Origin of the sequence: Nonomuraea sp. NPDC052116 (assembly GCF_040680035.1) — a bacterium.
Classification (GTDB): domain Bacteria; phylum Actinomycetota; class Actinomycetes; order Streptosporangiales; family Streptosporangiaceae; genus Nonomuraea; species Nonomuraea angiospora_A.
Genome location: NZ_JBFAWA010000017.1, coordinates 47,497 through 61,117, shown reverse-complemented (window position 1 = coordinate 61,117; position 13,621 = coordinate 47,497). Strand labels below are relative to the sequence as shown.

General features: G+C 70.6%; 11 protein-coding genes. 5 read left to right on the top strand and 6 right to left on the bottom strand.

The genetic code is table 11. From position 1 onward, the window contains the following. Positions 1 to 170: 170 nt before the first annotated feature. The 3 genes from AB0L65_RS30105 to AB0L65_RS30095 all read right to left on the bottom strand — a co-directional run bounded on the left by AB0L65_RS30105 (position 171) and on the right by AB0L65_RS30095 (position 5,499). Entirely contained in the window at positions 171 to 3,170 is a 3,000-nt protein-coding gene (locus AB0L65_RS30105; RefSeq protein WP_364251778.1) for a BTAD domain-containing putative transcriptional regulator, read from the bottom strand. 256 nt (positions 3,171 to 3,426) lie between these two features. After that, positions 3,427 to 4,071, bottom strand: a complete 645-nt coding sequence (locus AB0L65_RS30100) for a GNAT family protein (protein WP_350724051.1) — start codon at positions 4,069 to 4,071, stop codon at positions 3,427 to 3,429. A gap of 141 nt (positions 4,072 to 4,212) precedes the next feature. After that, positions 4,213 to 5,499, bottom strand: coding sequence for a pyridoxal phosphate-dependent aminotransferase (locus AB0L65_RS30095; protein WP_364252210.1), 1,287 nt, complete (start codon positions 5,497 to 5,499; stop codon positions 4,213 to 4,215). A 79-nt stretch (positions 5,500 to 5,578) separates the two neighbouring features. Here AB0L65_RS30095 and AB0L65_RS30090 point away from each other — a divergent pair, with 79 nt between their 5' ends. Genes AB0L65_RS30090 through AB0L65_RS30080 form a run of 3 tightly spaced genes read left to right on the top strand, consistent with a single transcriptional unit; the run spans position 5,579 to position 8,271 of the window. Next, a complete protein-coding gene (locus AB0L65_RS30090; RefSeq protein ID WP_364251775.1) occupies positions 5,579 to 6,556 on the top strand; it encodes a LysR family transcriptional regulator in 978 nt (325 codons plus the stop codon). 31 nt (positions 6,557 to 6,587) lie between these two features. After that, on the top strand, positions 6,588 to 7,259 hold the full coding sequence (locus AB0L65_RS30085) for a ribonuclease HII (protein ID WP_364251772.1): 672 nt from the start codon (positions 6,588 to 6,590) through the stop codon (positions 7,257 to 7,259). 28 nt (positions 7,260 to 7,287) lie between these two features. Continuing rightward, positions 7,288 to 8,271, top strand: a complete 984-nt coding sequence (locus tag AB0L65_RS30080; RefSeq protein ID WP_364251769.1) for an LLM class flavin-dependent oxidoreductase — start codon at positions 7,288 to 7,290, stop codon at positions 8,269 to 8,271. 33 nt (positions 8,272 to 8,304) lie between these two features. Here AB0L65_RS30080 and AB0L65_RS30075 read toward each other — a convergent pair whose 3' ends face one another. The 3 genes from AB0L65_RS30075 to AB0L65_RS30065 all read right to left on the bottom strand — a co-directional run bounded on the left by AB0L65_RS30075 (position 8,305) and on the right by AB0L65_RS30065 (position 11,192). Next, positions 8,305 to 8,691 carry an SCO5389 family protein gene (locus AB0L65_RS30075; protein WP_357746706.1) on the bottom strand — a complete coding sequence of 129 codons (387 nt, stop codon included), beginning with the start codon at positions 8,689 to 8,691 and terminating at the stop codon, positions 8,305 to 8,307. Between the two features lie 77 nt (positions 8,692 to 8,768). Beyond that, positions 8,769 to 9,698 carry an ATP-binding protein gene (locus AB0L65_RS30070; RefSeq protein WP_364251766.1) on the bottom strand — a complete coding sequence of 310 codons (930 nt, stop codon included), beginning with the start codon at positions 9,696 to 9,698 and terminating at the stop codon, positions 8,769 to 8,771. 126 nt (positions 9,699 to 9,824) lie between these two features. Then, positions 9,825 to 11,192: an LCP family protein gene (locus AB0L65_RS30065; protein WP_364251763.1), complete on the bottom strand. Its 1,368-nt coding sequence runs from the start codon at positions 11,190 to 11,192 to the stop codon at positions 9,825 to 9,827. Between the two features lie 127 nt (positions 11,193 to 11,319). On the opposite strand from AB0L65_RS30065, the gene AB0L65_RS30060 reads away from it, so the two are divergent. After that, complete coding sequence (locus AB0L65_RS30060; RefSeq protein WP_364251760.1) at positions 11,320 to 12,048, top strand: class I SAM-dependent methyltransferase; 729 nt, start codon at positions 11,320 to 11,322, stop codon at positions 12,046 to 12,048. A gap of 78 nt (positions 12,049 to 12,126) precedes the next feature. Further along, positions 12,127 to 13,584, top strand: coding sequence for an argininosuccinate synthase (argG, locus tag AB0L65_RS30055; RefSeq protein ID WP_364251757.1), 1,458 nt, complete (start codon positions 12,127 to 12,129; stop codon positions 13,582 to 13,584). The last annotated feature ends 37 nt before the right edge of the window (positions 13,585 to 13,621 follow it).

Genomic DNA, 13,621 nt, shown 5'->3' with positions numbered 1-13,621 from the left:
TCACGACATATTCGTGACGGCCTGGTCGATGGGAAACCTGCTCATCAGCCTGCCGCCCTACTGTCGTGCCTGGTAAAGACCGTAGCGGCAGTCCATTTAGCAGGTTTCTCATCGAAAGGACAGCCTTGATCAACCATGTGTGGATGACACGTCTGGACGATGAGCTGTACTCAGGACTCGACGACGGCCCCTTCGGCGGGGATGGCCTCGATCAGGGCCTTGAGGTCCCCGGCCTCGGGGGCGCCGAGCCGGGAGAAGATCTCGAACGCCTGCCGTAGGCATTCCAGGCTCCTGGTCGTGCTGCCCAGACCGCGCAGCGCCTTGCCGAGCACCGTGAGCGACAGCGCCTCGCCGTACGGGTGGCCGATCTCGCGGGAGACCACCAGCGCCTGCTCCGCGTGGCGCACGGCCTCGGGGTGGCGTCCGGCGGCGATGAACGTCTCGGCCAGCCGGGAGCAGACCCGCTGCTCCCAGACGCGCTGCTTGCTGGCCCGGAAGAAGGCCAGGCACTCGGCGTGGTGGTGGACGGCCTCGGTGAGCCTGCCGACCCGGGACAGCACGATGCCGAGGTGGTAGCGGGCGCGGGCGGTCCCGGCGCCGCTGCCGATCTCGGTGAACAGGGCCAGGCCCTTCTCCGCCGCCGCGATCGCGTCCGCGGGGCGGCCGAGCCCCAGGTGGTCGCGGGCCGAGTAGCTGAGCACCAGCGCCTCACCGGCCGGCACGTCGTTGGCCCGGTAGAACCGCATCGCCGCGTCGAACAGCTCCAGCGCCTCGATGTGGCGGCGCTGCCTGCCGACGACGACGGCCAGGGCGTTCAGCACCTCACCGGTGACGATCTTCTCGCCGCGGGCCGTGGAGAGCTCGTGGACGACCCTGAAGTGGCCCTCGGCCGCCTTCAGCTGGTTGTCGGCGAACAGCACCCGGCCGAGCACGTACCGGCTGCGCAGCTCGCTGCCCTGGTCGCCGAGCCGCTGCGCGGCGCTCAGCACGGCGCGCGTGCCCTGGGCGAACTCGCGCGTGTGCGTGCCCGCCTCCAGCAGCGGCTCCATCGCCACCAGCAGGTCGCTGGCGGGCAGCAGCTGCTCGCCGGCGACGGCCGACGCGGCGACCTGGTTGATGGCCGCGAACAGCGAGTCGCCCTCGGCGATCAGCCAGGCCACGGCCTCGTCCACGCTGGTGAACGACAGCCCCTCGCTGATCGTCACGATGTTGGCCGGGATCATGCTGCCCTCGTAGGCCAGGCTGTGCGCGGACTGGGCCGAGGCCAGGTAGAAGCCGAGCAGCCGGTGCAGCGCCCGCGCCTTGGCCTCGGGCGGCTCGGTCTTGTCCAGCTGGCGCCTGGCGAACAGCTTGAGCAGGTCGTGGAAGCGGTAGCGGCCGGGCGCGGGCGCCTCGAGCAGGCTCGCGTCCACAAGGGACTCCAGTACGGACTCCGCCTCGAACTGGCTCACCGACAGCACGGCCGCCGCCGCCCCCGTGGAGATGTCGGGCCCCTTGGACAGCGAGAGCAGGCGGAAGGCACGCGCCTGGGCCGGCGCGAGCTGGCCGTACCCGAGTGCGAACGTGGCCTCGACGGCCAGGTTGCCCACGCGCAGCTCGTCGAGGCGGCGCTGCTCGTCGGCCAGCCTGGGCACGAGCGAGGCGACCGTCCAGGAGGGGCGCGCGGCCAGCCTGGCGGCCACGATGCGCACCGCCAGCGGCAGGAACCCGCAGGCGGCCACCACGTCCATGGCCGCGCCGTGCTCGGCCGACACGCGCTCGGCCCCGGCCACCGACGCGAACAGCGACAGCGCCTCTCCCGGCTCCATCACGTCGAGGTCGATGAGCCGCGCGGAGGGCAGGTCGGCCAGCTTGCCGCGGCTCGTCACGATGGCCGCGCACCCGGGCGAACCCGGCAGCAGCTGGCTGACCTGCTCGGCGTCGCGGGCGTTGTCGAGCAGCACGAGGATGCGGCGGTCGGCGAGGATCGACCGGTAGAGCGCGGCGCGTTCCGGCAGCCCGTCCGGGACGATGTCCGGCGGGATGCCGAGCGCCCGCAGGAACCCGCCGAGCGCCGACTCGGGCACGGTCGCCTCGTCGGTGTAGCCGCGCAGGTCGGCATAGAGCTGGCCGTCGGGGAACAGGTCCTCGGCCAGGTGCGCGACGTGCACGGCCAGCGCGGTCTTGCCCACGCCGCCGATGCCGGAGACCGCGATCACGGGCACGCCCTCGACCGACGACTGCGCCGACGACTGGGCCGACAGCAGCGTGCGGAGCCGTACGGCGACCTCCTTGCGGCCGGTGAAGTCGTTGACGGCGGCGGGGAGCTGCGCGGGGCGCGGCAACTGCGGGGCCTGGCGCTGCTCCGGCTCCTCCACCGGCTCCTCGGCGGGCACCTCGGCGGCGGCCAGCGTGGGGTCGGCGGCCAGGATGCGCTGGTGCAGCGCGGCCAGCTCGGGGCCCGGCTCGATGCCGAGCTCCTCGACGAGGGCCTCGCGCGTCTCGGTGAACACGTTGAGGGCGTCGCCCTGCCGCCCGCACCGGTAGTAGGCCAGCATGAGCTGGGCGCGCAGTTTCTCGCGCAGCGGGTGGTCGGCGGTCAGCGCGATCAGCTCGGAGACGACCTTCGCGTGGTCGCCCAGCTCCAGGTCCACGTCCATGAGCGTCTCGACGACGCTGATGCGGCGCTCGACCAGCCGGTCGCGCTGGTGCTCGGAGTAGGGGCCGACGGTCCCGGCCAGCGGCTCGCCCTCGAAGAGCGACAGCGCCTCGCGCAGCCCCTCGGCGGCCTCGCGCAGCCGGCCGCCCTTGCGCGCGCTCTCGGAGTCCTGGACGCCGCGTTCGAAGCGGACCAGGTCGAGCGAGCCGTCGGGCAGCCGCAGCGCGTAGCCCCTCCCGATGGACGTCAGCAGCTCCGGGCGGGAACGGGCGGGCCGGTCCGGCTCCAGCACCGTACGCAGGCGGGAGACGTAGGTGCGCAGGGCGCCCAGGGCCCGCGGGGGCGCGTCCTCGCCCCAGACCGCGTCGATCATCTCGTTGGGGGTGACCGCATGGCCTTCACGCAGCAGCAGCATGCCCAGGATGGAACGCTGCAGCGGAGTGCCCAGATCGAGCTCCTGGCCGTCACGCCAGGCGCGGACAGGACCGAGCACGGCGAACCTCAGCCCGCCCTCGACGCTCTGACCAGCCATGCCGAATGTCTCCCAGCCAATGGATCGTTTTGTTACCAAATGATAGATCCAACGTCCTTTGTCACCTAGACTCCGGACTGATCGTTAAATGTGCCGTTGATCGGTCTTTGATCCGGTGTTGAGCGCGCCCCTGGATGCTGATGGTCGGCTAGGCATGACTCACACCGCGGGGGCGTGTCATGTAGAGCACGCGTAGGCAGGAAAAAATACGGCCCCGCCCAAACTTTCTTGGGGCGGGGCCGTGGTGGACAGGTTCTCAGGCCGCCTCGACCAGTCCGAGCCGCAGGGCGAGCCGCTCGCGTACGAGCGGCCATTCGGAGCTCAGGATCGAGTAGAACGCGGTATCTCGGACCGTGTTGTCGGCGCCTCGGCTATCCGCTCGCCGCACCCCGTCGAAGTGTGCGCCGAGGGCCTCGATGGCGGCCCGGGACTTGGTGTTACGTACATCTGCTTTGAGGGTGATGCGGTGGACGTTCCATGTCTCGAAGGCGAGCGAGAGCATCAGGAACTTGCTCTCACGGTTGACACCCGTGCCCTGGGCACTGGCGGCCAGCCAGGTGTAACCGATGTCCGCCACGGACGGGATCTCGCCCACCGCACCCCGTGTACCCGGAGGCCAGGGCATGGGGCCCTGCCAGTACTCCAGGTGCATGAGACGGGTGGCACCGACCACGCGGTCGGTGTTCAGCCACCGGATGGCGAAGGGCATGGAGCGGCCCTCCGCCTGCTCAGCCATGGCGGCCTCCACATAGGAGACCATCTCGTCCCGGCTTTCCGGGACGCGAGTGAAGGCGTAAGTGCAACGGTCTTCACTCGCCGCGGCGACGAGGTCGTCGATCGCCGCGAGGCTGAGAGGTTCCAGGCGCACGGAGCGCCCGGACAAGGTGACAAGAGCGGGCATGAGCACATGATGAGGGGAAGCGGGGTCGCACGTAACCATGCAGTAAGGAAGATCTTTTGCAGCTTTCTGCAGACAGGGTGTTCCTGCAGGTCAGCGGCCCCTTTTGAGCGATGGTAAACCCGCTCTTGGGGAAAGATTCGCCTAACTGTGACATGGCGTCGGGACGAACGCGGGACGCCGTTCACGCACCGCTTCGTGCGACACCGAGGCCAGCTCGTTCAGACCCCTCGAAAGATAGTCCAGATTGTCGGCGATCCAGGGGAGTTGGAGGGGGTTCGGGCTGTTCAGAGCGGTCAGTCGCTCTTCGGCGGTCTCGCCGTAGAGGAGGCTCACCGCGACCCGCACCCTCGCCGCCGCCGGGTCGTCGCCGAAGGCGTGTCCGGGCAGGACGCCGATGCCGTGTTCCTCCAGCAGGATCTTGGTGATCTCGGCGGAGCCGCCGAGCCGGAGGTGGCTCAGATCGGGATAGAGGTAGAAGCCGCCCTGCGGGGCGGGCACGTCGGCCCCGATCTCGGTGAACCTCTCGTGCACGGCCCTGGCGACCGTGCCGTGCAGCCGCCGGGCGAGCTCGATGCGGGCCAGCAGCTCCTGGGGCTCGTCGAAGGCGTACGCCGCCGCCTCCTGCACCGGGGCCGCGGGCGCCGACCAGATCTCGCTGGCCACCGCGAGCAGGCTCCTGTGCAGCGCGTGGCTGCCCGCGGGCAACCTGGCCACGCCGATCCGCCAGCCGCCCAGCGCGAGGCTCTTGCTCAGCCCGGTGGTGATGATCGTGCGCTCGGGGGCGAGGTCGGCGGGGGAGGTGAACGGCAGGGCCGGGTCGTGCACGACGTCGCGGTAGATCTCGTCCGAGATGATCATCAGATCGAGCTCGCGGGCGATCTGCACCAGCCGCGCGATGGTCTCCGGACCGGCCAGGCGGCCCGTCGGGTTGTCGGGCAGCGTCACCAGCAGCGAGTTGACCGTCCGGCCCTGGGCTCTGGCCCGGAGCACCGCGCCGGCCACGAGGTCGGGGTCGGGCACTCCGCCCCCTCCTGGCGGTGCGGGCACCAGGATGGGGCGGGAGCCGACCAGCTCCGCCTGGGCGGCGTAGCTGACCCAGCTGGGCATGGGCAGGACGATGTCCCCGCCGATCGCCAGGAGGAGGCCGTACAGCAGGGACTTGCTGCCAGGTCCGCAGACGACGAGCCCGGGGTCGGTGGGGAGCCCGCGTCGGGTCCAGTAGCCCGCCGCCGCCGTCCTGAGCTCGGACGCTCCCGCGACCGGCCCGTAGCCGTTGCGCTCGGCCGCGCCGGCGAGCCTGTCGCGCAGTGCCGGGTGGACGGGTAGCCCTGCCTCGCCGAAGGCCAGGTGAAGCACTCGCTCCCCGGCGTGCCGTCTTCGGTCGATGTCCTCGTTTGCCGCCAAAGTGGCGGACAACGTCACCGTCATGTTTGTCACGTTCCCAGGGTGGTTTGATGAAGGCATCAGCACAAGCGAGGCTTTTCGTGGGTAGGCATAAGGAAGACTGATGCTTGAATTGCGGCGTTTGGTCCTGATCTGCGAGTTCGCTCGTCGCGGAAGTATCGCTGCGACAGCAGCATCGCTGGGGTACAGTCCTTCGGCCGTGTCGCAGCAACTGGTCGCGCTCGAACGTGAGACCGGAACGGTCCTCATCGACAGGACCGCGCGCAGCGCCGAGCTGACCGACGCGGGGCGGCGGCTGGTGGCGCACGCGGAGCGCATCCTGTCCATGGTCGAGGAGGCGGAGTCGGACCTGTCCGCCCATGCGGGGACCCCCGCGGGGCGGGTCGTGGTCACCGCCTTCCCGACGGCAGCGGTCGCGTTCGCCCCGGCGCTCGCCCGCTCGCTGCGCCGCTACACCGAGCTGACGCTCCGGCTGGGGCAGAGCAGGTCGGGCCGGGGCATGCGCGAGGTGCAGTCGGGGGAGGTGGACATCGCGCTCGTGGACGACTGGTACGGGCAGGTGCGCGACAACGAGAGCCTGCGGGTGTTCCCGCTGCTGCGCGACCCCCTGGTGCTGGTGGTGCCGCGCAAGCACCGTCTGGCCGACCCCGACGTGCCGGTGGACCTGCGGGAGCTGCGCGACGAGCCGTGGATGGCGACGCCCGACGGGGAGCCGTCCCGGCTGGCGGTGGACCGGCTCCTGGTGGACGTGGGCGGGACCAGGCCCACGCCGTGGGAGTTCGAAGGGCTGGGAACGATCCTTTCTCTGGTGGCGAAGGGGATCGGCATCGCCGCCGTGCCCGCGCTCGCGCTGGCGGCAGGGGTGCGGGGGCTGGCGGTGCGCCAGTTCCCGGGAAACCCGGTGGGACGCGACGTGCACGCGGTCGCCCGCAACTCGAGCGTCAACCGGCCGTCGGTGTCGGTGACGCTCCGCGCGATCCACGTGGCCGCCCGCTATCTGGCCGCGGACCTGGATCCGGTACGTCCGGCGGACCGCCGCCGGCCCGGCGATCCGCTGGAAGATGACGAGGCGGCCCAGTGAATGGCCCAGTGAGGCGATAGCGTCTGCCGTTATGGCGCCGACGTACGACATCGAGCACCTCCTGCTCTCCCAGCCGAGCACCCGCACGGTCGCGGGCATCGACGAGGTGGGCCGTGGCGCGTGGGCGGGGCCGGTCACGGTCTGCGCCGTCGTCACCGACCTGTCCGAGCCGCCGTCCGGCCTCACGGACTCCAAGCAGGTCTCGGCGGCCAGGCGCACCCCGCTCGCCGAGGAGCTGACCGCGTGGGCGGCCGGCATCGGTTTCGGCGAGGCCACCCACACGGAGATCGACGAGCTGGGCATGACCGAGGCCCTGCGCCGGGCCGCCAGGCGGGCGCTGGAGGCGCTGCCGGTGCGCCCGGACGCGGTGATCCTCGACGGCAAGCACGACTACATCGGCCCGCCCTGGCCGGTACGCCTGGAGATCAAGGGCGACGCGGCCAGCATCTCGGTCGCGGCGGCGTCCGTCCTGGCCAAGGTCCGGCGCGACGCGTACATGGGGACGATCGGCTGCGAGGAGTACGGCTTCGCCGACAACGCCGGCTACCCCTCACCCCTCCACCAGGAGACCCTGGCCCGGCTCGGCCCCACGCCCCACCACCGGCTCTCGTGGTCCTACCTGGACGACCTCCCTCGATGGCGGCACCTCAAGCACCACCGGGACCCGCTCGTGGGAGAGGGCCAGGCCAGCCTGTTCGGCTGAACGGGGGCCATCGGGCATCATCGGGTGGGTGCGAATCGGCGTCTTCGTCATCGCGGCGCAGTTCCCCGGCCAGGAGGCCGGGCAGGTGCTGGCCGATGCCGTCGAAGTGATCGTGGCCGCCGAGCAGGCGGGGTTCGACGACGCGTGGGTCGCCGAGCATCACTTCATGTCCTACGGCGTGTGCCCCTCCGCGACCACCCTGGCGGCGGTCGCGCTCGGCAGGACCTCGCGCATTGGGCTCGGCACGGCCGTCAGCGTGCTGTCCACGCAGCATCCCGTGGCGCTGGCCGAGCAGGCGGCCATGCTGCACCACCTGTCCGGCGGGCGGTTCACGCTGGGGGTCGGCAGGGGCGGGCCGTGGGTGGACCTGGAGGTGTTCGGGACGGGGGCCGAGCGGTTCGAGCGGGGGTTCGGGGAGTCGCTCGACCTCCTGCTCGACGGGCTCTCCGGCGGTCCCGTCGCCGGTGACGGGGAGTTCTTCCGGTTCAGGGAGGTCCGGGTGGTGCCGGGCGCGAGCATGCGGCCGGTGGTCGCGTGCACCTCCGAGGCGACCGTGGGGGTGGCGGCGCAGCGGGGGCTGCCGATGCTGCTCGGGATGCACATCGGGGACGCCGAGAAGGCCGCCCTGGTCGAGGACTACGTCGCCCGGGGCGGGACCGCCACCGATCACGTGGCGGCGGGGGTGGCCTACGTGGCCGACTCCACGGCGGAGGCGGTGCGGGAGATCAAGGAGTCGCTGCCACGGTGGCTGGGGCCGGGGCTGGCGGGGTACGTGCCGGTGGACGATCGCCCCCGACCTATGCGAAACATCCCGGCATATGTGGATTTGTTGGCCAGGATTCATCCGGTCGGGTCGGCCGAGCATTGTGCCGCGACGATCCTGCGTACCGCCGAGAACACCGGGATCGAGCGGTTCATCCTGCTGGTCGAGGGGCTGGGCGAGCACCGGCGGACGCTGGAGAACGTGCGGCGGTTCGGGGCGGAGGTGCTGCCGATGCTGCGAACCCGGTGACCCGGGGTGAGCCGGGTCACCGGGCCGGCCGGGTCAGCAGTCGACCAGCTCCGGCTTCTGGTTGAGGATCTGGGCCCTCGGGGTGACGAACTCGTGCAGGGCCTTGGTCGCCGTCGGGTCGAAGACGGCGACCCGGTGGCAGTTCTGGAAGGCCAGCCGTACTCCGAAGTGGCGCTCCAGCGCTCCGCGCATCGCGTCGCTCGCCAGGCAGCGCAGGAGCTGGCCGCGGGCTTCCTCGGACGGCGGTGGCACCTGGTTGTCGGCGAACTCGGCTCCGGTCTGCTCGCGCTGTTCGGCCAGCCCGCTGATCAGCGACCACGCGTACGGCAGCGAGTCGCGGACGCACGCGATGAAGGCCGCGTCGTCCACGTCACCTGCTCTGGCCTGGTCGAGCAGTTCGTTCGGAACGGTCAGCGACATGCTGTCTCCTCTCGAATGGGATCAATCTGACGCTAAGTGGGGATTCGTAATCGCTCCAGATGCCTGAAGGGGGGCACTCAGGGGCCGAACACGAAATCCGGGTCTATCTGTGAGGCCAGGTCGGACCCGGTCCGGTCGTTGCCCCACGCGTGGGCGTTGCGCAGGTGGAAGTCCACGGTCTGGCGGCCGAAGCGCGCCCAGTCCTTCTCCTGCTCGTCGAGGGTCTTGCGGAGCACCGCCAGCGCGTCGGCGTTGACCGGCTCCAGGTCGTCGAGCGTGAAGTGGCGGCCCTGCTCCATGGCGCGGACGGCGGCGGAGTGCTCCATCCAGGTGAGCAGGTCGTCACCCACGTGCTCGCGCAGGAAGTCGACGTCGGACGGGCCGTGGACCTTGTTGCCGACCACGGCCAGCGCGACGTCGTACGCGGCGGCGTACTCGCGGTACTGCCGGTAGACGCTCACGCCCTGCCTGGTCGGCTCGGCGACGAGGAACGTCAGGTCGAACCGGGTGAACAGCCCCGAGGCGAAGGAGTCGGCGCCCGCGGTCATGTCCACCACGACGTACTCGCCGGGGCCGTCGATGAGGTGGTTGAGCAGCAGCTCCACCGCGCCGACCTTCGAGTGGTAGCAGGCCACGCCGAGGTCGTCCTCGCTGAACGGGCCGGTCGCGAGGAGGCGCAGCCCGTCGGGGGTGGTCAGCGCGTACGGGTCGGCGGCCAGGTCCTCGAAGCTCAGCAGCCGGGAGCCACGGCCGGGCGGGGTGGTCTTGACCATGGCGTCGGCGGAGGGGACGCGGGGGTTGTCGCCGCGCAGCCGCTCCTTGATCTCGGTCAGGTGGGCGCCGAGCGGCTCGGGCTGCCGGTCGAGGCCGAGCACCATGGCCAGGTGCTGGTTGATGTCGGCGTCCACGGCCACCACCGGCCCGCCCTGGCTCGCCACATGTCTGGCGAACAGCGCGGACATCGTCGTCTTGCCACTGCCGCCCTTTCCGACGAACGCCACTCTCACGGCCACCTCCAGATGGATATGAAAACCGTTTCCGTTGTCATCATGCCACACTCCGTGCTGGGCGTGTGCGGGAACGCGAAAAGGCCACGTGGCCGGGCTTCCACGTGGCCTTTCCGGACGGGCGACTCAGGTGCAGGTGGCGTCGAGGTTGACCGGGGTCTCCGGGTCAGGTGTCCGCTCGGCGGCGGTGCCGGCCCTGGTCGGGCCGGCCTCCAGGGTCTCGGCGACCTTGCGGCGGATGAACGACCAGTCGGGGTACGCCGTGTTGATCAGCGGCGGCACGAAGCTGAGGCTGCGGATCTTGGCGTCCTTGACCCGCTGCGCGAGGTCGATGACGGCCGGCAGCAGGTCCTGCGGGAGGTCGGTGGAGATGGCCCGCTTGGTCGCCACGGCCAGCCGCTCGAAGCTGTTGATCACGGTCATCGGGTCGGCCTGCTTGGCGAGCGCGTTGAGCAGGCACTTCTGGCGTCCCATGCGGACGTAGTCGTCGCTGTCGGTTCGCGAGCGGCCGTACCAGAGCGCCTCCTCGCCGGACAGCCTGCGGGTGCCGGCCGGCAGCAGGCCCTCGCGGTACTTGCCGTACACGATGGGCTCCTTGATGGTGACCTTCACGCCGCCCATGGCGTCGATGATCTCCGCGAACCCCTTCATGTCCACCAGGGCGTAGTAGTCCACGTTGAGGCCGAGGATGTCGCCGATCGTCTGCTTGATCAGGGCGGGTCCGCGCTGGCGCCGCTCCACGCCCGGCACCACCTCGGGGTGCTCCTCGGCGTACTGGAAGATCTCGTTGAGCAGGCCGGGCGTGTCGGGGCCGGTGCCGGTGAACCCGTAGGGGAACTGGTCCCGGGCCGGGCCCGCGCGAAATTCGACGCGCTGGAGGTTGCGCGGCAGGCCGAACAGGGTGGTCGCGCCGGTATCGGTGTCCACGCTGGCCACGGTCATGCTGTCGGTACGCACGCCGGGCCGGTTCGGCGCGGCGTCGCCGCCCAGGAGCAGGAAGTTGACCCGGCTGGCGCCGTTCCACGGGTCCTGGGCCATGATGGGCGCGGTCGCGGTGGTGCTGGGGAACAGGGTGTTCACGACGTCGCGTGACAGGTACGCGAGCCTGGTGGCGTACACCGTCGGGGTCATGATGAGCGCGCAGAGCGCGAGCGTCAGCGCCGTGGTCAGGAAGCGGCCGATCCTGTCGGAGCTCGGCGGGCGCACCAGGACGAAGGACCAGACGACCACGCCGGTCCAGGCGATCGCGATCGCCACCAGCACCACGGTGAACCCGACGAGCCAGCGGGGCTGCACCGCCAGCGACAGCAGGTGAGTGCTGTACGCCGTGAACACCATGAGGATGCCGGCCAGCATCACGACATATCCGAACATGAGCGCCAAGCCCGTCTTACGGCGCTCCGCGGCCAGATGTGCCACTCCCCACAACAAGGACGATGCCAGTGTCAGGGCCATGCTCGCCCCCAGGCCGAATCCCCGCTCTTTCTCCGTCATGCCTGGTCAAACCCCCATTTGCGCGCCCATCCACGCCACCTTAGTAATGCGCTGTGCGGGAAAGACGGTAGGAAGGGACGGGTCAGGTCAATTCCATGTCAAGACCACCTTGAGATATAACGTGAGTGTGCGCAAGCGACACGGAAGCTACGGATTCGACGCTCCCTGGGCGCTGGTCGGCTTGTTGTTCGGAGCGCTCGTGCTCCTGGCCCTGGCGTCGGTCTCGTTCCTGCTCGACATCCCCCTGGCGGGCATCGCGTTCCTGCTCGGCGGGTTCTACACGCTGGCCAGCGCGGCCAGCTACCTCTATACGACGCGGCGCGGCAAGTTCGCGGTCTGGGCCGGTGAGCTCGAGCGGCTGAACGGCGACGAGCTCCTGCTCGACCTCGGCTGCGGCCGGGGCGCGGTGCTGCTGATGGCGGCCCGGCGGCTGGAACACGGCAAGGCCACCGGCATCGACCTGTGGCAGTCGAAGGACCAGTCGGGCAACCGGGAGACCAAGACCAGGGCGAACGCCGCCGCCGAGGGCGTCGCCGACCGCGTCGAGCTGGTGACGGGCGACATGCGCGACCTGCCGTTCGGCGACGGCGCGTTCGACGCGATCGTGTCGAGCCTGGCCATCCACAACATCCCCGACGCCGACGGGCGCGCGCAGGCCGTGCGCGAGGCGCACCGGGTGCTGCGCCCCGGCGGGTTGATGCTGATCGCCGACTTCCAGCACACCGCCGCGTACGAGGACACGCTGCGCTCGCTCGGCGTGGTCGACGTGCGGCGGCGCGACGCGGGCTGGCGGTTCTGGTACGGCGGACCGTGGTTCAGCACCGGCATCCTGGAGGTCAGGAAACCCGCCGCCTGAGCCGGCGATGCACATCGCGGCGGAAATCCGGCGAGGGGGTTTGCATGGTCATGCATAGGTGTGTATATACTTCGACTCGTGTCTAAGATGCTCACCTCTCTGCCTGTCGGTGAACGTGTCGGGATCGCCTTCTCCGGTGGCCTCGACACCTCGGTCGCTGTCGCGTGGATGCGCGAGAAGGGCGCGGTGCCGTGCACCTACACCGCCGACATCGGCCAGTACGACGAGCCTGACATCGCCTCGGTGCCCGGCCGCGCCACGGCGTACGGCGCCGAGGTCGCCCGGCTGGTCGACTGCCGGGCGGCGCTCGTGGAGGAGGGGCTCGCGGCCCTGGCCTGCGGGGCGTTCCACATACGCTCCGGCGGGCGCACCTACTTCAACACCACGCCCCTCGGGCGGGCCGTCACTGGCACCCTGCTCGTCCGCGCGATGCTCGACGACAACGTGCTGATCTGGGGAGACGGCTCCACCTTCAAGGGCAACGACATCGAGCGGTTCTACCGCTACGGCCTGCTCGCCAACCCCTCCCTGCGGATCTACAAGCCGTGGCTGGACGCCGACTTCGTCACCGAGCTCGGCGGACGCAAGGAGATGTCCGAGTGGCTGCTCGCCAACGGGCTGCCCTACCGGGACAGCACGGAGAAGGCGTACTCCACCGACGCGAACATCTGGGGCGCGACCCACGAGGCCAAGGCGCTGGAGCACCTCGACGCGGGCATCGAGATCGTCGAGCCGATCATGGGCGTGCGGTTCTGGGACCCCGACGTCGAGATCGCCGCCGAGGACGTCACGATCGGCTTCGACCAGGGCCGGCCGGTGACCATCAACGGCAAGGAGTTCCCCACCGCCGTCGACCTGGTCCTGGAGGCCAACGCCATCGGCGGCCGGCACGGCATGGGCATGTCCGACCAGATCGAGAACCGGATCATCGAGGCCAAGAGCCGGGGCATCTACGAGGCGCCGGGCATGGCGTTGCTGCACGCCGCCTACGAGCGGCTGGTCAACGCGATCCACAACGAGGACACCCTGGCCAACTACCACGCCGAGGGGCGGCGGCTGGGCCGGCTGCTGTACGAGGGCCGCTGGCTGGACCCGCAGGCGCTGATGCTGCGCGAGTCGCTGCAGCGCTGGGTCGGCACGGCGGTCACCGGCGAGGTGACCCTGCGGCTGCGGCGCGGCGAGGACTACTCCATCCTGGACACGTCCGGACCGGCGTTCAGCTACCACCCGGACAAGCTGTCCATGGAGCGCACCGAGGACTCCGCCTTCGGACCGGTCGACCGCATCGGCCAGCTGACCATGCGCAACCTCGACATCGCCGACACCCGCGCCAAGCTGGAGCAGTACGCCGGGCTCGGCATCGTCGGCCCCCAGCACCCGATGCTGACCGACGTGCCGCAGACGGCCTCGACCGAGCTGATCGGCGAGATGCCCGAGGGCGGCGCCGAGGCGATCGCCAACCGTGGCGAGCGCGGCGAGATCCCCGGCGACGACGAGCTGCTCGACCACGCCGCGATGGAGTCCGGCACCGACTGACGAGGAGACGGCCGCGGCTGCCGGGCAGCCGCGGCAC